At 69.1% G+C, this 24,116-nt stretch carries 20 protein-coding genes and 3 tRNA genes; 20 read left to right on the top strand and 3 right to left on the bottom strand.

The annotated features are described in order from the left end of the window. Positions 1-169 precede the first annotated feature (169 nt). The 9 genes from ACGFZN_RS28060 to ACGFZN_RS28100 all read left to right on the top strand — a co-directional run bounded on the left by ACGFZN_RS28060 (position 170) and on the right by ACGFZN_RS28100 (position 5,821). Positions 170-242, top strand: a tRNA-Thr gene (locus ACGFZN_RS28060). A 46-nt stretch (positions 243-288) separates the two neighbouring features. Continuing rightward, positions 289-361: transfer RNA gene (locus tag ACGFZN_RS28065), tRNA-Met, on the top strand. A gap of 90 nt (positions 362-451) precedes the next feature. After that, entirely contained in the window at positions 452-616 is a 165-nt protein-coding gene (gene rpmG, locus ACGFZN_RS28070; RefSeq protein WP_003948671.1) for a 50S ribosomal protein L33, read from the top strand. Between the two features lie 201 nt (positions 617-817). Continuing rightward, positions 818-1,270, top strand: a complete 453-nt coding sequence (locus ACGFZN_RS28075) for a MaoC family dehydratase N-terminal domain-containing protein (protein WP_393861275.1) — start codon at positions 818-820, stop codon at positions 1,268-1,270. 7 nt (positions 1,271-1,277) lie between these two features. After that, positions 1,278-1,706, top strand: coding sequence for a MaoC family dehydratase (locus ACGFZN_RS28080; RefSeq protein ID WP_393861276.1), 429 nt, complete (start codon positions 1,278-1,280; stop codon positions 1,704-1,706). A gap of 142 nt (positions 1,707-1,848) precedes the next feature. Beyond that, positions 1,849-2,418 carry a TetR/AcrR family transcriptional regulator gene (locus ACGFZN_RS28085; protein ID WP_393861277.1) on the top strand — a complete coding sequence of 190 codons (570 nt, stop codon included), beginning with the start codon at positions 1,849-1,851 and terminating at the stop codon, positions 2,416-2,418. A gap of 83 nt (positions 2,419-2,501) precedes the next feature. Further along, entirely contained in the window at positions 2,502-4,160 is a 1,659-nt protein-coding gene (locus ACGFZN_RS28090; RefSeq protein WP_393861278.1) for a DHA2 family efflux MFS transporter permease subunit, read from the top strand. 45 nt (positions 4,161-4,205) lie between these two features. After that, on the top strand, positions 4,206-4,586 hold the full coding sequence (locus ACGFZN_RS28095) for a DUF3291 domain-containing protein (protein ID WP_393861279.1): 381 nt from the start codon (positions 4,206-4,208) through the stop codon (positions 4,584-4,586). 179 nt (positions 4,587-4,765) lie between these two features. Continuing rightward, the gene (locus ACGFZN_RS28100) at positions 4,766-5,821 is read left to right on the top strand and encodes a UDP-N-acetylmuramate dehydrogenase (protein ID WP_393861280.1); all 1,056 of its coding nucleotides are present in this window, start codon (positions 4,766-4,768) and stop codon (positions 5,819-5,821) included. Positions 5,822-5,891: 70 nt separating this feature from the next. On the opposite strand, the gene ACGFZN_RS28105 is transcribed toward ACGFZN_RS28100, so the two are convergent. Continuing rightward, on the bottom strand, positions 5,892-6,524 hold the full coding sequence (locus ACGFZN_RS28105) for an NAD(P)-dependent oxidoreductase (protein WP_393861281.1): 633 nt from the start codon (positions 6,522-6,524) through the stop codon (positions 5,892-5,894). A gap of 113 nt (positions 6,525-6,637) precedes the next feature. Here ACGFZN_RS28105 and ACGFZN_RS28110 point away from each other — a divergent pair, with 113 nt between their 5' ends. After that, a complete protein-coding gene (locus ACGFZN_RS28110; RefSeq protein WP_393861282.1) occupies positions 6,638-7,249 on the top strand; it encodes a TetR/AcrR family transcriptional regulator in 612 nt (203 codons plus the stop codon). A gap of 57 nt (positions 7,250-7,306) precedes the next feature. Here the strand turns inward: ACGFZN_RS28110 and ACGFZN_RS28115 are convergent, their stop codons facing one another. Both ACGFZN_RS28115 and ACGFZN_RS28120 read right to left on the bottom strand, forming a co-directional pair. Further along, positions 7,307-8,347, bottom strand: a complete 1,041-nt coding sequence (locus ACGFZN_RS28115) for an adenosine deaminase (RefSeq protein ID WP_393861283.1) — start codon at positions 8,345-8,347, stop codon at positions 7,307-7,309. 126 nt (positions 8,348-8,473) lie between these two features. Next, complete coding sequence (locus ACGFZN_RS28120; protein WP_393861284.1) at positions 8,474-9,700, bottom strand: pyridoxal phosphate-dependent aminotransferase; 1,227 nt, start codon at positions 9,698-9,700, stop codon at positions 8,474-8,476. Between the two features lie 261 nt (positions 9,701-9,961). Between ACGFZN_RS28120 and ACGFZN_RS28125 the strand changes: the two genes are divergently transcribed. The 10 genes from ACGFZN_RS28125 to ACGFZN_RS28170 all read left to right on the top strand — a co-directional run bounded on the left by ACGFZN_RS28125 (position 9,962) and on the right by ACGFZN_RS28170 (position 23,644). Continuing rightward, positions 9,962-10,034, top strand: a tRNA-Trp gene (locus ACGFZN_RS28125). Positions 10,035-10,140: 106 nt separating this feature from the next. Further along, positions 10,141-10,428 carry a preprotein translocase subunit SecE gene (secE, locus tag ACGFZN_RS28130; protein ID WP_023547417.1) on the top strand — a complete coding sequence of 96 codons (288 nt, stop codon included), beginning with the start codon at positions 10,141-10,143 and terminating at the stop codon, positions 10,426-10,428. A gap of 80 nt (positions 10,429-10,508) precedes the next feature. Next, positions 10,509-11,360, top strand: a complete 852-nt coding sequence (gene nusG, locus ACGFZN_RS28135; protein ID WP_393861285.1) for a transcription termination/antitermination protein NusG — start codon at positions 10,509-10,511, stop codon at positions 11,358-11,360. A 182-nt stretch (positions 11,361-11,542) separates the two neighbouring features. Beyond that, positions 11,543-11,977 (top strand): 50S ribosomal protein L11, encoded by a 435-nt coding sequence (gene rplK / locus ACGFZN_RS28140; protein WP_030345386.1) that lies wholly within the window; start codon positions 11,543-11,545, stop codon positions 11,975-11,977. Between the two features lie 104 nt (positions 11,978-12,081). Then, on the top strand, positions 12,082-12,807 hold the full coding sequence (rplA, locus tag ACGFZN_RS28145) for a 50S ribosomal protein L1 (protein ID WP_393861286.1): 726 nt from the start codon (positions 12,082-12,084) through the stop codon (positions 12,805-12,807). A 235-nt stretch (positions 12,808-13,042) separates the two neighbouring features. Then, the gene (locus ACGFZN_RS28150; protein ID WP_393861287.1) at positions 13,043-13,975 is read left to right on the top strand and encodes a hypothetical protein; all 933 of its coding nucleotides are present in this window, start codon (positions 13,043-13,045) and stop codon (positions 13,973-13,975) included. 575 nt (positions 13,976-14,550) lie between these two features. Continuing rightward, entirely contained in the window at positions 14,551-15,081 is a 531-nt protein-coding gene (rplJ, locus tag ACGFZN_RS28155; RefSeq protein ID WP_023547412.1) for a 50S ribosomal protein L10, read from the top strand. A gap of 111 nt (positions 15,082-15,192) precedes the next feature. After that, on the top strand, positions 15,193-15,582 hold the full coding sequence (rplL, locus tag ACGFZN_RS28160) for a 50S ribosomal protein L7/L12 (protein WP_393861288.1): 390 nt from the start codon (positions 15,193-15,195) through the stop codon (positions 15,580-15,582). Positions 15,583-16,161: 579 nt separating this feature from the next. Next, positions 16,162-19,647: a DNA-directed RNA polymerase subunit beta gene (gene rpoB, locus ACGFZN_RS28165; protein ID WP_393861289.1), complete on the top strand. Its 3,486-nt coding sequence runs from the start codon at positions 16,162-16,164 to the stop codon at positions 19,645-19,647. A gap of 97 nt (positions 19,648-19,744) precedes the next feature. Beyond that, on the top strand, positions 19,745-23,644 hold the full coding sequence (locus tag ACGFZN_RS28170) for a DNA-directed RNA polymerase subunit beta' (RefSeq protein WP_393861290.1): 3,900 nt from the start codon (positions 19,745-19,747) through the stop codon (positions 23,642-23,644). The last annotated feature ends 472 nt before the right edge of the window (positions 23,645-24,116 follow it).

Raw genomic sequence — 24,116 nt, forward strand, 5'->3', positions numbered from 1 at the left:
GCCACCACGTGGCCCCGTGACCATGTGTGCCGCACTCGGCACGGCCGGGCCATGCGCTCGCTCGGCACGGCGATGGCCGAAGCCCTGCGAGGCCCGGGTGGGGGCGGGGCAGACCGCCGGATACGGATTTGGGCGAACGGCGGCGGACCGTGTAATGTCTTCATCGCTCGCCCCAATAGCTCAGTCGGCAGAGCGTCTCCATGGTAAGGAGAAGGTCAACGGTTCGATTCCGTTTTGGGGCTCTGGTGTGAGAGGTACCCGCCGAAAGGCGGGGCCCGATCGCATCGCAGCGGTGTAGCTCAGTCGGTAGAGCAAGCGGCTCATAATCGCTGTGTCACCGGTTCAAGTCCGGTCACCGCTACTGACAGTAGCCGATTGCGGGGTCGGTCCTTCGATCGGCTACTCTTTCTTGCGTTGAATTAGTCCACCTGTTCGTCTTAGGAGCACTCACGTGGCTGCCACCGACGTCCGCCCGAAGATCACGCTGGCCTGCGTGGAGTGCAAGGAGCGGAACTACATCACCAAGAAGAACCGGCGTAACAACCCGGACCGTCTTGAGATGAAGAAGCACTGCCCGCGCTGCAACGCGCACACGGCTCACCGCGAAACGCGCTGACCAGGGCTCACCAGGCTCGTACGCGAGGCCGCCCCCTCCCGAGGGGGCGGCCTCGCGGCGTTTCCGGAATCACGATCAACCGAGTAACCGGGACCACATCGCCTCACCGGCGTCCGGGCGCCGCCTGTCCCCCTGCGCATTCCCCGCCGGGATTCCCGCTAATTTGGGGCCATCACAGCAGACATCAGGAGGTGCCGGGCCATGGCGCTCGACCAGTCCTTCGTGGGACGGACCTACCCGCCCACCGCGCCCTATGAGGTGGGCAGGGAGAAGATCCGCGAGTTCGCCGAGGCGGTGGGCGAGACCAACCCGGCCTACACGGACCCCGAGGCCGCGAAGGCCTACGGCCATTCCGATGTGATCGCCCCGCCGACCTTCGTGTTCGCCATCACCTTCCCGGCCGCGGGGCAGATCGTCGAGGACCCGCAACTGGGCCTGGACTACAGCCGCGTGGTGCACGGCGACCAGAAGTTCGCCTACAGCCGCCCGGTGCGCGCCGGCGACCGGCTCACCGTCACCTCCACCATCGAGGGCATCAAGTCCCTCGCGGGCAACGACATCCTGGACATCCGCGGTGAGGTGCACGACGAGGCGGGCGAGCATGTCGTGACCGCCTGGACCAAGCTCGTGGCCCGCGCGGCCGAGGAGGCGTGAGGACCTGATGACGGCGAAGATCGCGTACGACGACGTCGAGGTCGGCACCGAACTGCCGGCGCAGACCTTCCCCGTGACGCGCGCCACACTGGTGCGCTACGCGGGCGCCTCCGGTGACTTCAACCCGATCCACTGGAACGAGAAGTTCGCCAAGGAGGTCGGTCTGCCGGACGTCATCGCGCACGGCATGTTCACCATGGCGGAGGCGATCCGCGTGGTCACCGACTGGACCGGGGACCCGGGCGCGGTCGTCGAGTACGGCGTCCGCTTCACCAAGCCGGTGGTCGTGCCGAACGACGACAAGGGCGCGCTGATCGAGGTGAGCGGCAAGGTGGCGGCCAAGCTGGACGACAGCACCGTGCGCGTGGACCTGACGGCGACCAGCGCCGGCCAGAAGGTGCTCGGCATGTCCCGGGCGGTCGTACGACTGGCCTGACGGCCGCACCCGAAGACAGACGGAATGTAAGGGGCGTCCTCCAGGGTGGGGCGCCCCTTACGTCTGGGGGAGGCACCCTTACGCCTGGAGCCCCGAGCGGGTGTCCTTGCAAAGTTAGTGATTGAGTACTAACTTACCTTCCATGCCCAGGATGAGTGCAGATGAGCGGCGCGAGAGCGTCATTCGCGCGGCCATCGCGGAGTTCGCCCAGAAGGGGTACTACGGCACCTCCACGGAGGCGATCGCGAGCCGCGTCGGTGTCTCTCAGCCGTACCTCTTCCGGCTCTTCCCGGGCAAGAAGGCGATCTTCGCCGCCGCGTCGCTCCGGTGCGTGGACGACACCTGCAAGGTGTTCGAGGAGGCGGCCGAGGGACTGGAGGGCGAGGAGGCCCTGCATGCCATGGCCAACGCCTATGTGCGGCTGATCACCGAGCAGCCCGAGAAGCTCCAGATGCAGATGCAGACGTACATCACCGTGGCCGCCGCCGAGGCGGAGGGCGACCACGAGTTCGGCGAGGCCGTGCGCCGCGCCTGGATGAGGCTCTGGGACGCCGTCCACCTGCCGCTCGGCGCGGACGACGGCGAGACCACGACTTTCCTGGCGTACGGAATGCTCATCAACACCCTGACCGCCATGGGGTTCCCGCCGGAACACCGCGTCTGGCAGGGGATGTACCCGGCGGCCCGGATCAACGGCCGGCTGGAGAAGTAGCGGAACGGGGCGGGAGGCAACGGTCTTTTCCGCCCCGAAAAGTTAGTCATCAATAACTAACCGGATCACTCTCTGGGGGAGAGATGTCACAGCGGAACACGCCGACCACGGCGCGCGGCAGCGCCGCCTGGGCGCTCGTCGTCACCAGCGTCGCCGGCTTCATGGCGGCCCTCGACAACCTCGTCGTCACCACCGCCCTGCCCTCCATCCGCAGGGACCTGGGCGGCGCGCTGGACGACCTCGAGTGGACCGTGAGCGCCTACACGCTCACCTTCGCCGTCCTGCTGATGTCCGGTGCGGCGCTCGGCGACCGCTTCGGGCGCCGCCGGCTCTTCATGGCCGGTCTCACTGTCTTCACCGCTGCCTCCGCCGCCGCGGCCATGGCCCCCGGCATCGGATCCCTGATCGCCGCCCGCGCGGTCCAGGGCGTCGGCGCGGCCGTCATGATGCCGCTCACCCTGACCCTGCTGACCGCGGCCGTGCCCGCCGCCAGGCGCGGGACGATGTACGGCATCTGGGGCGCTGTGAACGGACTCGCCGTCGCCTCGGGTCCGCTCATCGGCGGCACCCTCACCGAGCACGTCTCATGGCACTGGATCTTCTGGCTGAACGTTCCGCTCGGCCTGATCGCTCTCCCGCTCGCGCGGCTGCGGCTCGCCGAGTCCTACGGCACCGGCGCCCGGCTCGACGTCCCCGGCACCCTGCTCGCCAGCGGCGGCCTCTTCGGGATCGTCTACGGCCTGGTCCGCGGCCCCGCCGACGGCTGGACCGACACCCTGGTGCTGACCGCGCTCTTCTCGGGCGGCGCGCTACTGGCCGGGTTCGTCCTGTACAGCTCCCGCGCGGACGCCCCCATGCTGCCCATGCGGCTGTTCCGGTCTCGCGCCTTCTCCGGCATCAACGCGGCCAGCCTGCTGATGTTCGTCGGCATGTTCGGCTCGATCTTCCTGCTGAGCCAGTACATGCAGGGCGTGCTCGGCTACTCGCCCACCGAGGCGGGGCTCAGGATGCTGCCGTGGACCGGCATGCCGATGCTCGTCGCGCCGCTCGCGGGGATCCTCTCCGACCGTATCGGCGGCCGTCCGGTCGTCGCCGCCGGGCTCTTCCTGCAGGCCGCCGGCCTCGGCTACATGGCCGCCGTGGCGACCACGGACGCCTCCTACGCCGCCCAACTGCCCGCGCTGATCATCAGCGGGGTCGGCATGGCCCTCTACTTCGCGCCGGCCGCCAACCTGGTGATGTCCAGCGTCCGCCCGCAGGAGCAGGGCATCGCCTCCGGCGCGAACAACGCGCTGCGCGAGGTGGGCGGCGCGCTCGGCATCGCGGTGATGTCGTCGATCTTCTCCGCGCGGGGCGGCTACGACAGCGCCCAGAGCTTCGTGGACGGCCTGCGGCCCGCCCTGGTCACCGGCTCGGCGGTGGTCGCCGTCGCCGCGGCCGCGGCCCTGGTGATCCCGGCCCGCCGAAGCGCCGCCCGGCTTGCCGCGGGGGTGGCGCAGGCGACCGCGGGCTCCGGGGAGACCGAGGGCTCGGATGCCGGTGTGGACGCCGGTGCCGGTGCCGGCGTCGCGGAGACAGGTGTCCCTGACGACACCGGTGACCGGAAGGCCGCCGCTGCGAAGGCGAGCGCTTCCGAGGCCGGTGACCGGAAGGCCGCTGCCGCTGAGGCAACCGCCCCGACGGCGGCCGCTGCGGAGTCCGTCACCGCGGAGTCCGTCACGGCGGAGACCGCCGCTCGCTGAGGCACGGTCCGGAATCCCGTCACCGCCGACCGCAAGGAGTTCGCGATGCCCGCACTTCCCTGGACCGTGCCGAACACCCCGCCGCAGGACGCCGAGGTGCACGTCTTCGCCTCGCGCTTCGAGACCCGCTCCCTGTGGGGCGCCCTCCGTTTCCTCGCCCGCACCCCGGCGGTGTGGCGGCAGGCCGGCCGTGCGCCCGGCGCCTACGGGACCGCCCTCAAGGCGCAGCCGCTGCGGCGGACCTTCTGGACGCTGTCCGCCTGGGAGTCGGCCGACGCGCTGAAGGCCTTCGCCGCATCCGGTGCCCACCGGCCGGCCTCGCGGCGACTGGCCGCCCAGATGCGCGACGTCGCCTTCGCCGCCTGGCAGACCTCCGGCGACCGGCTGCCGGTGAGCTGGGCGGAGGCGGAACGGCGGCTCAGGTAGACGGGGCGCGAGGAGAAAACCAGCGTCCACGCGCGCGTGGCCTCCAATGAGGGGGCCTCGCGCGCGTACGCGTGTGCCGGAGCCGCCTCAGCAACGCGCACGGGCCGACCGGGCCCGACTGCGCGGCCGTCGCCCGTGTGGATGCGGCGGTGTCGGTGCCGTCTCGTAGTCTTGGGGCCGTGCAGGTACTCCACGACGCCCCTCTTGCCCCGCTGACCACCTTCCGGCTGGGCGGTCCCGCGACGCGGCTGGTCACGGCCGAGACCGACGCCGAGGTGATCGCCGCCGTCCGCGAGGCCGACGACAGCGGGACCCCGCTGCTGGTCATCGGCGGCGGGTCGAACCTGGTCATCGGCGACAAGGGCTTCGACGGCACCGCCCTGCGCATCGCCACGCGCGGTGTCGAGCTGCGCGGTACGACGCTGGAGCTGGCGGCCGGCGAGGTGTGGACGGACGCCGTCGCCCGCACGGTCGAGGCCGGGCTCGCCGGGATCGAGTGCCTGGCCGGGATCCCGGGATCGGCCGGCGCCACACCGATCCAGAACGTGGGCGCCTACGGCCAGGAGGTCTCCTCCACCATCACCGAGGTGATCGCCTACGACCGGCGCGCCGGGGAGACCGTCACGCTGCCGAACGAGGAGTGCGCCTTCTCGTACCGCCACAGCCGCTTCAAGGCCGACCCCGAGCGCTACGTGGTGCTGCGCGTCCGGTTCGGCCTGGAGGACGCGGGCGGGCTGTCCGCGCCCGTGCAGTACGCCGAGGCGGCGCGCGCGCTCGGTGTCGAGCCCGGCGACCGGGTGCCGCTGGCCGACGCGCGCGCGACCGTGCTGAAGCTGCGCGCCGGGAAGGGCATGGTCCTCGATCCGGTGGACCACGACACCTGGTCCGCCGGGTCCTTCTTCACCAACCCGATCCTCACCGACGAGCAGTTCGCCGCGTTCCACGCGCGCGTGCGCGAGCGGCTGGGCGACGGCGTGGAGCCGCCCGCCTACCCGGCGGGGGAGGGCCGTACGAAGACCTCCGCGGCCTGGCTGATCGACAAGGCGGGATTCACCAAGGGCTACGGCACCGGCCCGGCGCGCATCTCCACCAAGCACACCCTCGCCCTCACCAACCGGGGCTCCGCCACCACCGAGGACCTGCTGGCGCTGGCCCGCGAGGTGGTCGCCGGCGTCCGCGAGGCCTTCGGTATCACGCTGGTCAACGAGCCGGTGACGGTCGGCGTCAGCCTGTAGCCGCACAGGCGGCTCTCAGCACGCCATCCCCTGCCCCTGCCCCTGCCCTGCCGCTGGCCCTGCCCGCCGCTCAGTACGCCACCCCGACGCCCTGCTTCACCGTCGCCGCGTCGTCGATCATCGCCAGCATGGCGTGGGCGACGTCGGCGCGTGCGATGAAGCGCCCCTTGGGCGGGAAGCCACCGACCACGGTGCGGTAGCGGCCGGTGAGCGGCTTGTCCTGCAGGCGCGGCGGCCGTACGGACGTCCAGTCGGTGCCGCTGCGGGCCAGTTCCGCCTCCATCTCGCGCAGGTCGGCGTAGACGTCCTTGAGGATCGCCGACACCAGGCCCCGCGCGGCCCGGTCCAGGGCGCCGTCGCCCTCCGGGGCGGGGCCGACGGGACCGGCGCTGACCACGAGCAGCCGGCGTACGCCCTCCGCCTCCATGGCGCGCAGGACCGTACGGGTGAGCCGGGCGGCGACCCCGGCGTCCTTGCGGCTGCGCGCTCCCAGGCCGGACAGGACCGCGTCCCGGCCGCGGACGGCGGTGCGCAGTTCGTCGGGGTCGGTCAGATCGGCGCGGACCACCTCCAGCGCCTCGCCCCGGACATCGAGCCGGGCCGGATCGCGGACGACGGCGGTGACCCGGTGCCCGGCGCCGAGCGCCTGCCGCACGATCTCCCGGCCGATACCGCCGGTGGCGCCGAAAACAGTGAGGTTCATGTGTGCTCCCGTGGACGGGGCGGGTGGGTGAGTATTCACTCACCCTGCTTCCCTCTAGAGTGGGTAAGCACTCACTCACCCGTCAAGCCGATTGTCAGGCCGATTGGAGCCCCATGGAACAGAAGCCGGCGCGTGTCCGCATCCTCGACGCCGCCCACGAGCTCATGCTCACCGCCGGACTGGCCCGCGCCACCACCAAGGAGATCGCCCGCGCGGCCGGCTGCTCCGAAGCGGCCCTCTACAAGTACTTCGACAGCAAGGAAGAGCTGTTCGTGCGCGTCCTCGCCGAGCGGCTGCCCCGGCTCACCCCGCTGCTGGGCAGCCTCGCCGCGGAACCGGGACAGGGCACCCTGGAGGCCAACCTCATCGAGATCGCCCGCCAGGCCGCCCTCTTCTACGAACAGAGCTTCCCGATCGCCGCCTCCCTGTACGCCGAGCCCAAGCTCAAGCAGCGCCACTTCGACGCCCTGCGCGGGCTCGGCTCCGGCCCGCACCGGCCCATCCGGGACCTGGACGCCTATCTCCGCGCCGAACAGACCGCCGGCCGGGTCCGCGCCGACGCCGACACCTTCGCCGCCGCCTCCCTGCTGCTCGGCGCCTGCGCGCAGCGCGCGTTCGCCTACGACGCGACCGACACGGGGCAGCGGCCACCCGTCGACGAGTTCGCCACACGGCTCGCGAGGACGCTGCTGGGCGGAATCTCAGCCCCGCCGGCCACCGCCTGAAGATCCGCCTGCAGAACCGCTTGAAGCTCCCCTGGAGAACCGCGGAACGCCGCCCCCTCAGGCCGGCGGGCGGGTCAGCCAGTCGTCCACGCCCGCCAGCAGCCGCGCCTTGACGTCCTCCGGCGCCGCCGAGCCGCGCACCGACTGGCGGGCCAGTTCGGCGAGTTCCGCGTCCGAGAAGCCGTGGGCGTGGCGGGCGATCTCGTACTGGGCGGCCAGCCGGGAGCCGAACAGCAGCGGGTCGTCGGCGCCGAGCGCCATCGGGACACCGGCCTCGAAGAACGTGCGCAGCGGGACGTCCTCAGGCTTCTCGTACACGCCGAGCGCCACGTTCGACGCCGGGCACACCTCGCAGGTCACCTGGCGGTCGGCCAGCCGCTTGAGCAGCCGCGGGTCCTCCGCCGCGCGCACCCCGTGCCCGATCCGCGAGGCGTGCAGGTCGTCCAGGCAGTCCCGGACGGAGGCCGGACCGGTCAGCTCGCCGCCGTGCGGGGCCGACAGCAGACCGCCCTCGCGCGCGATGTGGAAAGCCCGGTCGAAGTCCCGGGCCATGCCCCGCCGCTCGTCGTTGGAGAGCCCGAAGCCGACCACACCACGGTCCGCGTACCGCACCGCCAGGCGGGCCAGCGTGCGGGCGTCCAGTGGGTGCTTCATGCGGTTGGCGGCCACCAGCACCCGCATGCCGAGCCCGGTCTCCCGCGACGTGGTGTCGACCGCGTCGAGGATGATCTCCAGCGCGGGGATCAGCCCGCCCAGCCGGGGCGCGTACGACGTCGGGTCCACCTGGATCTCCAGCCAGCCCGAGCCGTCCTTCAGGTCCTCCTCGGCGGCCTCCCGGACCAGCCGCTGGATGTCCTCCTCGGTGCGCAGACAGGAGCGGGCCGCGTCGTACAGCCGCTGGAAACGGAACCAGCCCCGCTCGTCCGTGGCCCGCAGCCTCGGCGGTTCGCCGCTGGTGAGGGCTTCGCTCAGGGCCTCCGGCAGGCGTACGCCGTACTTGTCGGCCAGTTCCAGGACGGTTCCCGGCCGCATCGAGCCGGTGAAGTGCAGGTGCAGATGGGCTTTCGGCAGCTCAGAGAGGTCACGTACACGCTCCATCCCCAGATCCTGCCGTACGCCGCTGTCGTCCCGGTAGCCGTTTCCCCGTACGTGGTCTTGCTCGCACAAACGGACAGGAGCACCTCCCGGCGCCGGGAGGTGCTCCTGTCCCTGAAACCGGACCGCTCAGTCCCTGGCCTCCGCCAGCAGCTTCTGGATGCGGCTCACGCCCTCGACGAGGTCCTCGTCGCCCAGCGCGTACGACAGCCGCAGATAGCCCGGCGTGCCGAAGGCCTCGCCCGGGACGACCGCGACCTCGGCCTCCTCCAGGATCAGCGCGGCCAGCTCGACCGTGTCCTGCGGGCGCTTGCCGCGGATCTCCTTGCCCAGCAGCGCCTTGACCGACGGGTAGGCGTAGAAGGCGCCCTCGGGCTCCGGGCAGACCACGCCGTCGATCTCGTTGAGCATCCGCACGATCGTCTTGCGGCGCCGGTCGAAGGCCTCGCGCATCTTCGCCACGGCCTGAAGGTCACCCGAGACGGCGGCGAGGGCGGCCGCCTGGGCCACGTTGGAGACGTTGGAGGTGGCGTGCGACTGCAGGTTGGTCGCGGCCTTGACGACGTCCTTCGGGCCGATGACCCAGCCCACGCGCCAGCCCGTCATGGCGTACGTCTTCGCCACGCCGTTGACCACGACGCACTTGTCGCGCAGCTCGGGCAGGAGCGCCGGCAGGGACACCGCGGCGGCGTCGCCGTACACCAGGTGCTCGTAGATCTCGTCGGTGAGCACCCACAGGCCGTGCTCCAGGGCCCAGCGGCCGATCGCCTCGGTCTCGGCCTCGGAGTACACCGCGCCGGTCGGGTTCGACGGGGAGACGAAGAGCACGACCTTCGTCTTCTCCGTGCGCGCCGCCTCCAGCTGCTCCACCGAGACCCGGTAGCCGGTCGTCTCGTCGGCCACGACCTCCACCGGGACGCCGCCGGCCAGGCGGATCGACTCGGGGTAGGTCGTCCAGTACGGCGCGGGGACGATGACCTCGTCGCCCGGGTCGAGGATCGCGGCGAACGCCTCGTAGATGGCCTGCTTGCCGCCGTTGGTGACCAGGATCTGCGAGACGTCGGGCTCCCAGCCGGAGTCGCGCAGCGTCTTCGCGGCGATCGCGGACTTCAGCTCGGGCAGACCGCCGGCCGGCGTGTAGCGGTGGTACTTCGGGTTCTTGCAGGCCTCTACGGCCGCCTCGACGATGTAGTCCGGAGTCGGGAAGTCGGGCTCGCCGGCGCCGAAGCCGATCACCGGACGCCCGGCGGCCTTCAGGGCCTTGGCCTTGGCGTCCACGGCGAGGGTGGCGGACTCGGAGATCGCGCCGACTCGGGCGGAGACCCGGCGCTCGGTGGGTGGGGTTGCAGCGCTCATGGAGCCCATCGTTCCAGACCGGAAATGTCCCCGGCACACGGGTTTCACGGACTGAACAACCACGGGGCGAAGCGTGAACACGGGTCCGAATCCGGCCCCCGGCCAGGACGATCTTTGGCCGGACGCCCCCGGACGGGCTCTTTCTGTTCGACGCCGGGCCCCGGACCACGTACACTCTCACCTCGTTGGCCTTCAGCAGCCGCCGCCGAGCCGGTGCACACCGCGCACCCGTCCGGATGCGGTACGTTGGGGGACACACAAAGGGTCGTAGCTCAATTGGTAGAGCACCGGTCTCCAAAACCGGCGGTTGGGGGTTCAAGTCCCTCCGGCCCTGCTACACACACCGCCAGGATGTGTGCGCATGTACGTACTGCAATGCACCGCCGTGCGGCTCAGGAACCGGGCGCGGCACGGCCACGACCCGGGATCAGGTGAGGATTATGACGGACGCCGTGGGCTCCATCGACACGCCTGACGCCCAGGACGAGGCGCTCGAGTCGAAGAAGAAGGCCCGCAAGGGCGGCAAGCGCGCCAAGAAGGGCCCGCTGAAGCGCCTCGCCACGTTCTACCGCCAGATCATCGCGGAGCTCCGCAAGGTCGTCTGGCCGACGCGTAACCAGCTGACGTCGTACACGACCGTGGTGATCTTCTTCGTCGCCATCATGATCGCGCTGGTGACCGTGATTGACTATGGGCTCAACCACGCGGCCAAGTACGTCTTCGGCTGAGCCAAGAGCGAAGGGCGCCGTGGTACCGGCGCCCGTTTTCGCATGTTCCACCCCTATGTATCCAGGAAGAAGCAGCCACCGTGTCTGACCCGAACCTGAACGACGACGCCATCGAGCCTCGCGGCAACGCTGCCGAGATGGTGGACGACGAGCTCGACATCGTCGAGGGCGCGGACGAGCAGGACGAGTTCGAGGCTGCCGAGGCCGAGGCGGGGGAGCCGGCCGAAGAGGCTGCCGTGAACGTCGAGGACGAAGAGGGCGAGGCCGCCGACGAGGAGGCCGCCGAGGCTGCCGAGGAGGAGCCGGCCGCGCCCGTCGACCCGGTCGAGGCCCTGCGCGAGGAACTGCGCACCCTGCCCGGCGAGTGGTACGTCATCCACACCTACGCCGGTTACGAGAACCGCGTGAAGACCAACCTGGAGCAGCGCGCCGTCTCGCTGAACGTCGAGGACTACATCTTCCAGGCCGAGGTGCCGCAGGAGGAGGTCGTCCAGATCAAGAACGGCGACCGCAAGACGATCAAGCAGAACAAGCTGCCGGGTTACGTCCTGGTCCGCATGGACCTGACCAACGAGTCCTGGGGCGTCGTCCGCAACACCCCGGGCGTCACCGGCTTCGTCGGCAACGCCTACGACCCGTACCCGCTGACCCTGGACGAGATCGTCAAGATGCTCGCCCCGGAGGCCGAGGAGAAGGCCGCCCGCGAGGCCGCCGAGGCCGAGGGCAAGCCCGCTCCGCAGCGCAAGGTCGAGGTCCAGGTGCTGGACTTCGAGGTCGGCGACTCGGTCACCGTCACCGACGGCCCGTTCGCCACGCTGCAGGCGACCATCAACGAGATCAACCCCGACTCGAAGAAGGTCAAGGGCCTGGTGGAGATCTTCGGCCGCGAGACGCCCGTCGAGCTGTCCTTCGACCAGATCCAGAAGAACTAGCAGCCCACCCGGTCCCTTCGTGGACCTCGTGCTTCCGCGCAGGTCAGGCAGGCCGTCACGGTCCGCCTGACCTGCACGGTTTTTGGCCGCGCATCTATACCCGTTATCGTTGTGCGGTATGCCTGCGTCAGGGTCGCGATCCTCGCGCGGGCATGGACCCGAATGAAAGGACCCGGAGAGCCATGCCTCCCAAGAAGAAGAAGGTCACGGGGCTCATCAAGCTCCAGATCCAGGCCGGTGCCGCCAACCCGGCCCCGCCGGTCGGCCCCGCGCTGGGTCAGCACGGCGTGAACATCATGGAGTTCTGCAAGGCCTACAACGCCGCGACCGAGTCGCAGCGCGGTTGGGTCATCCCGGTGGAGATCACGGTCTACGAGGACCGCTCCTTCACCTTCATCACCAAGACGCCGCCGGCCGCGAAGATGATCCTCAAGGCCGCGGGCATCGAGAAGGGCTCCGGCGAGCCGCACAAGACCAAGGTCGCCAAGATCACCGAGGCGCAGGTCCGCGAGATCGCCCAGACCAAGATGCCCGACCTGAACGCGAACGACCTGGACGCCGCCGCGAAGATCATCGCCGGTACCGCGCGTTCCATGGGCGTCACGGTCGAGGGCTGAACCCCAACCACCCCAAGCAGTCATGCGGCCGCGAGCCGGTCGCACGTGGCAGGGCCTGCTCGGCCCCAGGACCACGACTCCTACAGAACACACAGGAGCAAGTTGTGAGCAAGCGCAGCAAGGCTCTCCGCGCTGCGGACGCCAAGGTCGACCGGGAGAAGCTGTACGCCCCGCTCGAGGCCGTCCGTCTCGCCAAGGAGACCTCCACGACCAAGTTCGACGCCACCGTCGAGGTCGCCTTCCGTCTGGGTGTCGACCCGCGCAAGGCCGACCAGATGGTCCGTGGCACCGTGAACCTTCCGCACGGCACCGGTAAGACCGCCCGGGTCCTGGTCTTCGCGACCGGTGACCGTGCCGAGGCCGCGCGTGCCGCGGGCGCCGACATCGTCGGCGCCGACGAGCTGATCGACGAGGTCTCGAAGGGCCGCCTGGACTTCGACGCCGTCGTCGCCACCCCGGACCTCATGGGCAAGGTCGGCCGCCTCGGCCGCGTCCTCGGCCCGCGTGGTCTGATGCCGAACCCGAAGACCGGCACCGTCACCCCCGACGTGGCCAAGGCCGTCTCCGACATCAAGGGCGGCAAGATCGAGTTCCGCGTCGACAAGCACTCGAACCTGCACTTCATCATCGGCAAGGCGTCCTTCGACGACGCCAAGCTGGTGGAGAACTACGGCGCCGCGCTGGAGGAGATCCTCCGTCTGAAGCCGTCCGCCGCCAAGGGCCGCTACATCAAGAAGGCCGCGGTCAGCACCACCATGGGCCCCGGCATCCCGGTCGACCCGAACCGCACCCGCAACCTCCTCGTCGAGGAGGACCCGGCCGCCGTCTGAGCCGTCCGCTCACCCCGGTAGCCGCGTCCGGTACGCGCGCATGAGGGCGGGCCCTGCAACCTTCCAGGTGCGGGGCCCGTCCTTTCTTTGTACGGCCGTCGGCCGTACGGCATTCCTTTCGGACGGCCTTGTTCGGACGGCCTGTTCGTACGGGCTTCTTCCGACGGCCTGTGAGACGGCTGTCAGTGGCCTGGGCTACGGTGCAGGCACTCGACTTGCATGGGGGTAGGACAAGATGAAGAGCACGACGGCGCGCCGGATGACCCTTTCCGTGGCGGCGGTTGCCGCGCTGACCGGGGTGGCCGCGTGCGGCTCCTCGGACTCCGGGAAGGGCGGCAAGGCGGCCGGCGCCGGCGCGATCAACGTCAGCCCCATCGCCGCGCTGCGCACCGCCGAGCAGTCCACGAACAAGGCCGACTCCGCCAAGGTCCGGGGCACCACCTCCCTCGGCGACCTGATGACGATGACCGCGAACGGCGCGCTCACCTGGGGCCACGGCCTCAAGGGCAACCTCACCATCACCTACACCGGTGGGCAGATGGCCGAGATGATGCGCAAGGCCGGCACGGAGTCGATGCAGGCCCGCTATCTGCCGGACGCCTACTACGCCAAGATGAGCGACAAGTTCGCCCAGGAGGCGGGCGGCAAGCACTGGATCCGGTACGGCTACGACGACCTCGCCAAGTTCAGCGGCGCCTCCGGCTCGTACCTGAAGGACCAGGCGCAGACCTCGACGCCGAACCAGTCCGTGAAGATGCTGCTGGCCTCCGGCGACGTGAAGAAGGTCGGCGAGGAGACGGTCTCCGGCGTCCGCACCCGGCACTACGCGGGCACGGTGAACGTCGCCGACCTCGCGGGCCGCGGCAGCAACCTCAGCGCGGACCAGCTGGCGGCCCTGAAGAAGCAGCTGAACCAGGCGGGCATCACCACCGACACCGTCGACATCTGGATCAACGACCAGAACCTGCTGGTGAAGAAGACCGAGAAGGCGAACACCGCCCACGGCGTGCTGAACAGCACCGCCTACTACAGCGACTACGGCGTGCCGGTCTCCGCCGAGGCGCCGCCGGCCGGCGACACCAAGGACTTCAAGGACCTGATGAAGTCCCTCGGCACCGCGGGCTCGGGCAACACGTCGACCGGTTCCGGCACCGGCATCACGTCCTGAGTCGGCCGGGAAACGCTCAGGAGCCCGCTCCGGCAGGCTCCTGAGCCCGGCGGGGAGCCCCGCGCCCCCGTATGACCCGCTGCAGCCCCGCAGCGAACCTCCGGCCCCGTGGCGAGCGCCTGAGCCCCTCAGCGGGCGTCTGAGCAGGCCGCGGAAGCCCCTGGGGAGGCCCCAGGGAAGCCCGCGGAAGGCCCTGGAGAGGCCCGGCGGAAGCCCGGTCGAGCCCCAGGCCGGCCGCCGGACCCTCGGGGGCCCTCCCAGGCGCCCCCACCGGCCCCCGAGCCGCCGTGCGGCCCGATTTGCTCGGCGGTGCCCCGGTCCCGTACTCTCTTGCAGAAGCCAAAGACCGCTGGTCGTTGCCGCGCGCTCCGAGTGAGGGTGCGGTGGCCGAAGGATCCGCTGAAAAGTGGGCGACCCGCGCAGGTGACAGTGGAAGAACTCCCGGAAGTGCGCGCGCCGAGCGCGTGTGCGGCCGGTCGAGTCCGCCCCGTGCGCCTGCGCCGGGGCGTTTCGTTTTCCCCAGTCCTCCTTCGGGTCCGCGCGGTCCGAATCACCCGGAAGGAGGCCGAGGCTCTATGGCGAGGCCCGACAAGGCTGCCGCGGTTGCCGAGCTGACGGACAAGTTCCGCAACTCGAACGCTGCCGTGCTGACCGAGTACCGCGGTCTCACCGTGGCGCAGCTCAAGACGCTGCGCCGGTCGCTCGGTGAGAACGCCCAGTACGCCGTGGTGAAGAACACGCTGACCAAGATTGCGGCCAACGAGGCCGGGATCACGCTGGACGACCAGCTCTTCGCTGGTCCGACGGCCGTCGCCTTCGTCACCGGTGACCCGGTGGAGTCGGCGAAGGGTCTCCGTGACTTCGCCAAGGACAACCCGAATCTCGTCATCAAGGGCGGTGTCCTTGACGGCAAGGCGCTGTCCGCCGACGAGATCAAGAAGCTTGCGGACCTCGAGTCCCGCGAGGTTCTGCTCAGCAAGCTGGCCGGTGCCTTCAAGGCGAAGCAGTCCCAGGCTGCCTCCGTCTTCCAGGCGCTGCCGTCGAAGCTCGTCCGCACCGTGGACGCGCTGCGCGCCAAGCAGGCCGAGCAGGGCGGTGCCGAGTAATTCGGCTCGCTTTCTGACCCGCGCCGACGGCACGGGTCGCAGCGGGCCGACGTACGCCCGCCTTATCCAGTACATCCGGCACCTGCCGATTTGAGTGGAAGGACCGCCATCATGGCGAAGCTCACCCAGGACGAGCTGCTTGCCCAGTTCGAGGAGATGACCCTCATCGAGCTCTCCGAGTTCGTGAAGGCCTTCGAGGAGAAGTTCGACGTCACCGCTGCCGCCGCTGCCCCGGTCGTCGTGGCCGGCGCCGCCGGTGCGGGCGCCGAGGCCGCTGCCGAGGAGGAGAAGGACGAGTTCGACGTCATCCTCACCGGCGCCGGCGACAAGAAGATCCAGGTCATCAAGGTCGTGCGCGAGCTGACCTCGCTGGGTCTGAAGGAGGCCAAGGACCTCGTCGACGGCACCCCGAAGCCGGTCCTCGAGAAGGTCAACAAGGAGCAGGCCGACAAGGCCGCCGAGGCCCTCAAGGGCGCCGGCGCCTCCGTCGAGGTCAAGTAAGACCTTCCGGGTCCCGCGCGAGCCGGGGGACCCGGCTGCGCGCCGGACACGGCCCCGCGGGGCTGTAACGCGACCGCACCGAAGGGCGATCATCCATCTGGGTGGTCGCCCTTCGGCGCTCCCCGGGGTCCGGCCCGGTCTGCCTTGCACCTGTCTTCTTGAGGGGTAAGGTGATCTTCGTCGTGTCCCCGGACGGCCGGGTTCCGGCTGGGGGCCCTTGACGAACCGCACGCAGCGCGCAATTCTCAGGACGCGTCGTCACAAGGATCCGAATCCGAGGCATGGATCGACGACGAAGAGGGCAGTATCAACGTGCGTTGAGGGCAGCATGCCGAGGGCGTTGACAAGAGCGGTGAGCACAGCGAGGGTCTCGAACAACCCGCACTGGACATCAGTGTGCCAAGTGGCTACACTGACCCTTTGCGCTGCCTGTTAGCTGTCCCCTGCCCGTCACCAGGGGTCTGCCCTCACTCGAGCACTAACGACAAAAGCTCCTCTGACCTGGGGTTTCTGTCTTTGTGTACGGGTGAGGGGCCGGTACAGCGCGTAGTGAGTCCGAGCCCTCGGAAGGACCCCCTCTTGGCCGCCTCGCGCAATGCCTCGACCGCGAATACGAACAACGGCGCCAGCACCGCCCCGCTGCGCATCTCCTTTGCAAAGATCAAGGAGCCTCTCGAGGTTCCGAACCTGCTCGCGCTGCAGACCGAGAGCTTCGACTGGCTGCTCGGCAACACCGCCTGGCAGAGTCGGGTCGAGGAGGCTCTGGAGAACGGTCAGGACGTCCCCACCAAGTCCGGCCTCGAGGAGATCTTCGAGGAGATCTCCCCGATCGAGGACTTCTCCGGGTCGATGTCCCTGACGTTCCGGGACCACCGCTTCGAGCCGCCGAAGAACTCCATCGACGAGTGCAAGGAGCGCGACTTCACGTACGCCGCCCCGCTCTTCGTCACCGCCGAGTTCACCAACAACGAGACCGGTGAGATCAAGTCCCAGACGGTCTTCATGGGCGACTTCCCGCTCATGACGAACAAGGGCACTTTCGTCATCAACGGCACCGAGCGTGTCGTGGTGTCCCAGCTGGTCCGTTCCCCCGGTGTCTACTTCGACTCCACCATCGACAAGACGTCCGACAAGGACATCTTCTCCGCCAAGATCATCCCGTCCCGGGGCGCCTGGCTGGAGATGGAGATCGACAAGCGCGACATGGTCGGTGTCCGCATCGACCGCAAGCGCAAGCAGTCGGTCACCGTCCTGCTGAAGGCGCTCGGCTGGACGACCGAGCAGATCCTCGAGGAGTTCGGCGAGTACGAGTCCATGCGCGCCACCCTGGAGAAGGACCACACCCAGGGCCAGGACGACGCGCTGCTCGACATCTACCGCAAGCTGCGCCCGGGCGAGCCCCCCACGCGTGAGGCCGCGCAGACGCTGCTGGAGAACCTGTACTTCAACCCGAAGCGCTACGACCTCGCCAAGGTCGGCCGCTACAAGGTCAACAAGAAGCTCGGTGCGGACGAGCCGCTGGACGCCGGCGTGCTCACCACCGAGGACATCATCGCCACCATCAAGTACCTGGTGAAGCTGCACGCCGGCGAGACCGAGACGGTCGGCGCGTCGGGCCGGACCATCATGGTCGAGACCGACGACATCGACCACTTCGGCAACCGCCGCATCCGCAGCGTCGGCGAGCTGATCCAGAACCAGGTCCGTACGGGTCTCGCCCGTATGGAGCGCGTCGTGCGCGAGCGCATGACCACCCAGGACGTCGAGGCGATCACGCCGCAGACCCTGATCAACATCCGCCCGGTCGTGGCGTCGATCAAGGAGTTCTTCGGCACCTCGCAGCTGTCCCAGTTCATGGACCAGAACAACCCGCTGTCGGGGCTGACGCACAAGCGTCGTCTGAACGCCCTCGGCCCGGGTGGTCTCTCCCGTGAGCGGGCCGGCTTCGAGGTCCGTGACGTGCACCCCTCGCACTACGGCCGCATGTGCCCGATCGAGACGCCGGAAGGCCCGAACATCGGTCTGATCGGCTCGCTCGCCTCCTACGGCCGGGTCAACGCGTTCGGCTTCATCGAGACGCCGTACCGCAAGGTCGTCGAGGGCCAGGTCACCGACGAGGTCGACTACCTGACCGCCGACGAGGAGGACCGCTTCGTCATCGCGCAGGCCAACGCGCCGCTGAACGACGAGATGCGGTTCGCCGAGGCCCGCGTGCTGGTCCGCCGCCGTGGCGGCGAGGTCGACTACGTCGGCCCCGAGGACGTGGACTACATGGACGTCTCGCCGCGCCAGATGGTGTCGGTCGCGACCGCCATGATCCCCTTCCTGGAGCACGACGACGCCAACCGTGCCCTCATGGGCGCGAACATGATGCGTCAGGCCGTTCCGCTGATTAAGTCCGAGGCCCCGCTCGTCGGCACCGGCATGGAGTACCGCTCCGCGGTCGACGCCGGCGACGTGGTCAAGGCCGAGAAGGACGGTGTGGTCCAGGAGGTCTCCGCGGACTACATCACCACCGCCAACGACGACGGCACGTACATCACGTACCGCCTGGCCAAGTTCTCCCGGTCCAACCAGGGCACCTCGGTCAACCAGAAGGTCATCGTCAACGAGGGCGACCGCGTCGTCACCGGCCAGGTGCTGGCCGACGGCCCGGCCACCCAGAACGGCGAGATGGCCCTCGGCAAGAACCTGCTCGTGGCGTTCATGCCGTGGGAGGGTCACAACTACGAGGACGCGATCATCCTGTCGCAGCGCCTCGTGCAGGACGACGTCCTCTCCTCGATCCACATCGAGGAGCACGAGGTCGACGCCCGTGACACCAAGCTCGGCCCCGAAGAGATCACCCGGGACATCCCGAACGTCTCCGAGGAGGTTCTCGCCGACCTCGACGAGCGCGGCATCATCCGCATCGGCGCCGAGGTCATCGCCGGTGACATCCTCGTCGGCAAGGTCACCCCGAAGGGTGAGACCGAGCTGACGCCGGAGGAGCGCCTGCTGCGCGCCATCTTCGGTGAGAAGGCCCGTGAGGTCCGCGACACCTCGCTGAAGGTGCCGCACGGCGAGACCGGCAAGGTCATCGGCGTGCGCGTCTTCGACCGCGAGGAGGGCGACGAGCTGCCGCCGGGCGTGAACCAGCTGGTCCGCGTCTACGTCGCGCAGAAGCGCAAGATCACCGACGGTGACAAGCTCGCCGGCCGGCACGGCAACAAGGGTGTCATCTCCAAGATCCTGCCCATCGAGGACATGCCGTTCCTCGAGGACGGGACCCCGGTCGACATCATCCTGAACCCGCTGGGTGTGCCGTCCCGAATGAACCCGGGACAGGTCCTGGAGATCCACCTCGGCTGGCTCGCCAGCCAGGGCTGGGACGTCTCCGGACTCGCCGACGAGTGGGCGCAGCGTCTGCAGGCCATCGGTGCCGACCAGGTCGCCCCGCGCACCAACGTCGCCACCCCGGTCTTCGACGGCGCCCGCGAGGACGAGCTGGCCGGTCTGCTGGAGAACACCCTGCCCAACCGCGACGGCGACCGCATGGTCCTGCCGTCCGGCAAGGCCCGGCTGTTCGACGGCCGCTCCGGTGAGCCGTTCCCGGACCCGATCTCGGTCGGCTACATGTACATCCTGAAGCTGCACCACCTGGTCGACGACAAGCTGCACGCCCGCTCGACCGGCCCGTACTCGATGATCACCCAGCAGCCGCTGGGTGGTAAGGCCCAGTTCGGTGGCCAGCGGTTCGGCGAGATGGAGGTGTGGGCACTCGAGGCCTACGGCGCCGCGTACGCCCTTCAGGAGCTGCTGACCATCAAGTCCGACGACGTCACCGGCCGCGTGAAGGTCTACGAGGCCATCGTCAAGGGCGAGAACATCCCCGAGCCCGGCATCCCCGAGTCCTTCAAGGTGCTCATCAAGGAGATGCAGTCGCTCTGCCTGAACGTGGAGGTGCTGTCCAGCGACGGTATGTCCATCGAGATGCGTGACACCGACGAGGACGTCTTCCGCGCTGCGGAGGAGCTCGGCATCGACCTGTCCCGGCGCGAGCCGAGCAGCGTCGAAGAGGTCTGACGGGAGTCCGGCGGGGCCCCCACCCACGGGGCCCCGCCGACCCCCAGGCCCCCGTTTCAGACCACAGACTTACAACCCTGAGAGGGATTGACGCATAGTGCTCGACGTCAACTTCTTCGACGAGCTCCGGATCGGTCTGGCCACCGCTGACGACATCCGCCAGTGGAGCCACGGCGAGGTCAAGAAGCCGGAGACCATCAACTACCGCACCCTGAAGCCCGAGAAGGACGGCCTCTTCTGCGAGAAGATCTTCGGCCCCACCCGGGACTGGGAGTGCTACTGCGGAAAGTACAAGCGCGTCCGCTTCAAGGGCATCATCTGCGAGCGCTGTGGCGTCGAGGTCACGCGCGCCAAGGTGCGCCGTGAGCGGATGGGCCACATCGAACTGGCCGCGCCCGTCACGCACATCTGGTACTTCAAGGGCGTCCCGAGCCGCCTGGGCTACCTGCTCGACCTGGCTCCGAAGGACCTCGAGAAGGTCATCTACTTCGCCGCGTACATGATCACGTACGTCGACGAGGAGCGCCGTACCCGCGACCTGCCCTCCCTGGAGGCGCACGTCTCGGTCGAGCGCCAGCAGATCGAGCAGCGCCGGGACGCCGACCTGGAGGCCCGCGCCAAGAAGCTCGAGGCCGACCTGGCCGAGCTGGAGGCCGAGGGCGCCAAGGCCGACGTGCGCCGCAAGGTGCGCGAGGGCGCCGAGCGCGAGATGAAGCAGCTGCGCGACCGCGCGCAGCGCGAGATCGACCGCCTCGACGAGGTGTGGAACCGGTTCAAGAACCTCAAGGTCCAGGACCTCGAGGGCGACGAGCTGCTCTACCGCGAGCTGCGCGACCGCTTCGGCACCTACTTCGACGGCTCGATGGGCGCCGCCGCGCTGCAGAAGCGCCTGGAGTCCTTCGACCTCGAGGAGGAGGCCGAGAGGCTCCGCGAGATCATCCGCACCGGCAAGGGCCAGAAGAAGACCCGTGCCCTCAAGCGCCTGAAGGTCGTCTCCGCGTTCCTGCAGACGTCCAACAGCCCCAAGGGCATGGTCCTGGACTGCGTCCCGGTCATCCCGCCGGACCTGCGTCCGATGGTGCAGCTGGACGGTGGCCGCTTCGCGACCTCCGACCTGAACGACCTGTACCGCCGGGTCATCAACCGCAACAACCGTCTGAAGAGGCTGCTCGACCTCGGCGCGCCCGAGATCATCGTCAACAACGAGAAGCGCATGCTTCAGGAGGCCGTTGACGCCCTCTTCGACAACGGCCGGCGCGGCCGCCCGGTCACGGGCCCCGGCAACCGTCCGCTGAAGTCCCTCAGCGACATGCTGAAGGGCAAGCAGGGCCGTTTCCGTCAGAACCTGCTCGGCAAGCGTGTCGACTACTCGGCGCGTTCCGTCATCGTCGTCGGTCCGCAGCTGAAGCTGCACCAGTGCGGTCTGCCGAAGGCGATGGCGCTGGAGCTGTTCAAGCCGTTCGTGATGAAGCGCCTGGTCGACCTGAACCACGCGCAGAACATCAAGTCGGCCAAGCGCATGGTCGAGCGCGGCCGCACCGTGGTGTACGACGTCCTCGAAGAGGTCATCGCCGAGCACCCGGTGCTGCTGAACCGTGCGCCCACCCTGCACCGCCTGGGCATCCAGGCCTTCGAGCCGCAGCTGGTCGAGGGCAAGGCCATCCAGATCCACCCGCTCGTGTGCACCGCGTTCAACGCGGACTTCGACGGTGACCAGATGGCCGTGCACCTGCCGCTGTCCGCGGAGGCGCAGGCCGAGGCCCGCATCCTGATGCTGTCCTCGAACAACATCCTCAAGCCGGCCGACGGCCGTCCGGTGACGATGCCGACCCAGGACATGGTCCTCGGTCTGTTCTTCCTCACCACCGACGGCGAGATGCGTGACGTCAAGGGCGAGGGCCGCTCGTTCGCGTCCGTGGCCGAGGCGATCATGGCGTTCGACGCCGGCGAGCTGTCGCTGCAGTCGCGCGTGGACATCCGCTTCCCGGTGGGCACCATCCCGCCGCGCGGCTGGACCCCGCCGGCGCGCGAGGAGGGCGAGCCGGAGTGGCAGCAGGGTGACAGCTTCCGGCTGAACACCACGCTGGGCCGCGCGCTCTTCAACGAGTTGCTGCCCGAGGACTACCCGTTCGTCGACTACGAGGTCGGCAAGAAGCAGCTCTCCGAGATCGTCAACGACCTCGCCGAGCGCTACCCGAAGGTCATCGTGGCGGCGACGCTCGACAACCTGAAGGCGGCCGGCTTCTACTGGGCGACCCGTTCCGGTGTCACCGTGGCCATCTCCGACGTCGTCGTGCCCGAGGCGAAGAAGGAGATCGTCAAGGGCTACGAGGCGCAGGACGAGAAGGTCCAGAAGCAGTACGAGCGCGGTCTGATCACCAAGGACGAGCGCACCCAGGAGCTCATCGCGATCTGGACCAAGGCGACCAACGAGGTCGCCGAGGCCATGAACGAGAACTTCCCGAAGACCAACCCGATCTTCATGATGGTGAACTCGGGTGCACGAGGCAACATGATGCAGATGCGTCAGATTGCCGGTATGCGTGGTCTGGTGTCGAACGCGAAGAACGAGACGATTCCGCGTCCGATCAAGGCGTCGTTCCGTGAGGGCCTGTCCGTGCTGGAGTACTTCATCTCCACGCACGGTGCCCGTAAGGGTCTGGCGGACACCGCTCTGCGTACGGCCGACTCGGGTTACCTCACCCGTCGTCTGGTCGACGTCTCCCAGGACGTCATCATCCGCGAGGAGGACTGCGGCACCGACCGCGGCCTCAAGCTGGCGATCGCCGAGCGCGGCGCGGACGGCGTCCTGCGCAAGACGGGCAACGTCGAGACCTCCGTGTATGCGCGCTGCCTCGCCGAGGACATCGTGGTCGACGGCAAGGTGCTGGCCCCGGCCGGCACCGACCTCGGCGACGTGCTCATCGACGAGCTGGTCAAGCACGGCGTGGAGACGGTCAAGACCCGCTCGGTCCTGACCTGCGAGTCCGCCGTCGGCACCTGCGCGATGTGCTACGGCCGTTCGCTGGCCACCGGCAAGCTGGTCGACATCGGTGAGGCGGTCGGCATCATCGCCGCCCAGTCCATCGGTGAGCCCGGCACCCAGCTGACGATGCGTACCTTCCACACCGGTGGTGTGGCCGGTGACGACATCACCCAGGGTCTGCCGCGTGTCGTCGAGCTCTTCGAGGCCCGTACCCCGAAGGGTGTCGCCCCGATCTCCGAGGCCAGCGGCCGCGTCCGCATCGAGGAGACCGAGAAGACCAAGAAGATCATCGTCACCCCGGACGACGGCAGCGACGAGACGTCGTACCCGATCTCCAAGCGTGCGAAGGTCCTGGTCAGCGAGGGCGAGCACGTCGAGGTGGGCCAGCAGCTCACCGTGGGTGCCACCAACCCGCACGACGTGCTGCGCATCCTGGGCCAGCGTGCCGTCCAGGTCCACCTGGTCGGCGAGGTCCAGAAGGTCTACAACTCGCAGGGCGTGTCGATCCACGACAAGCACATCGAGATCATCATCCGGCAGATGCTGCGCCGCGTGACGATCATCGAGTCCGGCGACGCCGAGCTGCTGCCCGGCGAGCTGGTCGAGCGCTCCCGCTTCGAGCAGGAGAACCGTCGTGTGGTCCAGGAGGGCGGTCACCCGGCCTCCGGCCGTCCGCAGCTGATGGGTATCACCAAGGCGTCGCTGGCGACGGAGTCGTGGCTGTCCGCGGCCTCCTTCCAGGAGACGACCAGGGTCCTGACGGACGCGGCGATCAACGCCAAGTCCGACTCCCTGATCGGCCTCAAGGAGAACGTCATCATCGGTAAGCTCATCCCGGCCGGTACGGGCCTGTCCCGCTACCGCAACATCCGGGTCGAGCCGACCGAGGAGGCCAAGGCCGCGATGTACTCGGCCGTCGGCTACGACGACATCGACTACTCGCCGTTCGGCACCGGCTCCGGCCAGGCCGTTCCGCTGGAGGACTACGACTACGGTCCGTACAACCAGTGAGCGGGCAGCTTGACCCGAGGGGCGGTCACTCCGGTTGCGGAGAGGCCGCCCCTCGGGCGTGCCTGCAGGGGCTTCTGGGGGCTCTCCGGGGCCCCTGACGGCCCTGGTGGCCGGCCGGTGGCCCGGCGGCTCCGTAGCGGGTAGCCGGCGCCCGCACAGGCGCTCGCGCGTGTCCGGAACGTGAAATCGAAGATCATCCGGGGTTCAGGGGCTTGACACCTGGGGACCCGTCCTGCGGGCGCGGCCCATTTGTTTTGACCACAGCGAATGAGGTAGGTACGCTCAGACCTTGTGCCTGGGGTGTGCCCTGGCTCTCGTGCGTGCCTTCAGACCGTACGGCGAGTCATGAGCGGCCACCGTAATCTGTGCTGTTTTCGCCTTGCGGCGGGAGTCCGCCGGATTCGACACACCCGACCGCGTGGGTCGGCGAAGTTCCAGGTTAGCTGTACCCATCGGCACACAGAAACCGGAG

The organism is Streptomyces sp. NPDC048192, assembly GCF_043202415.1.
Classification (GTDB): Bacteria; Actinomycetota; Actinomycetes; order Streptomycetales; family Streptomycetaceae; genus Streptomyces.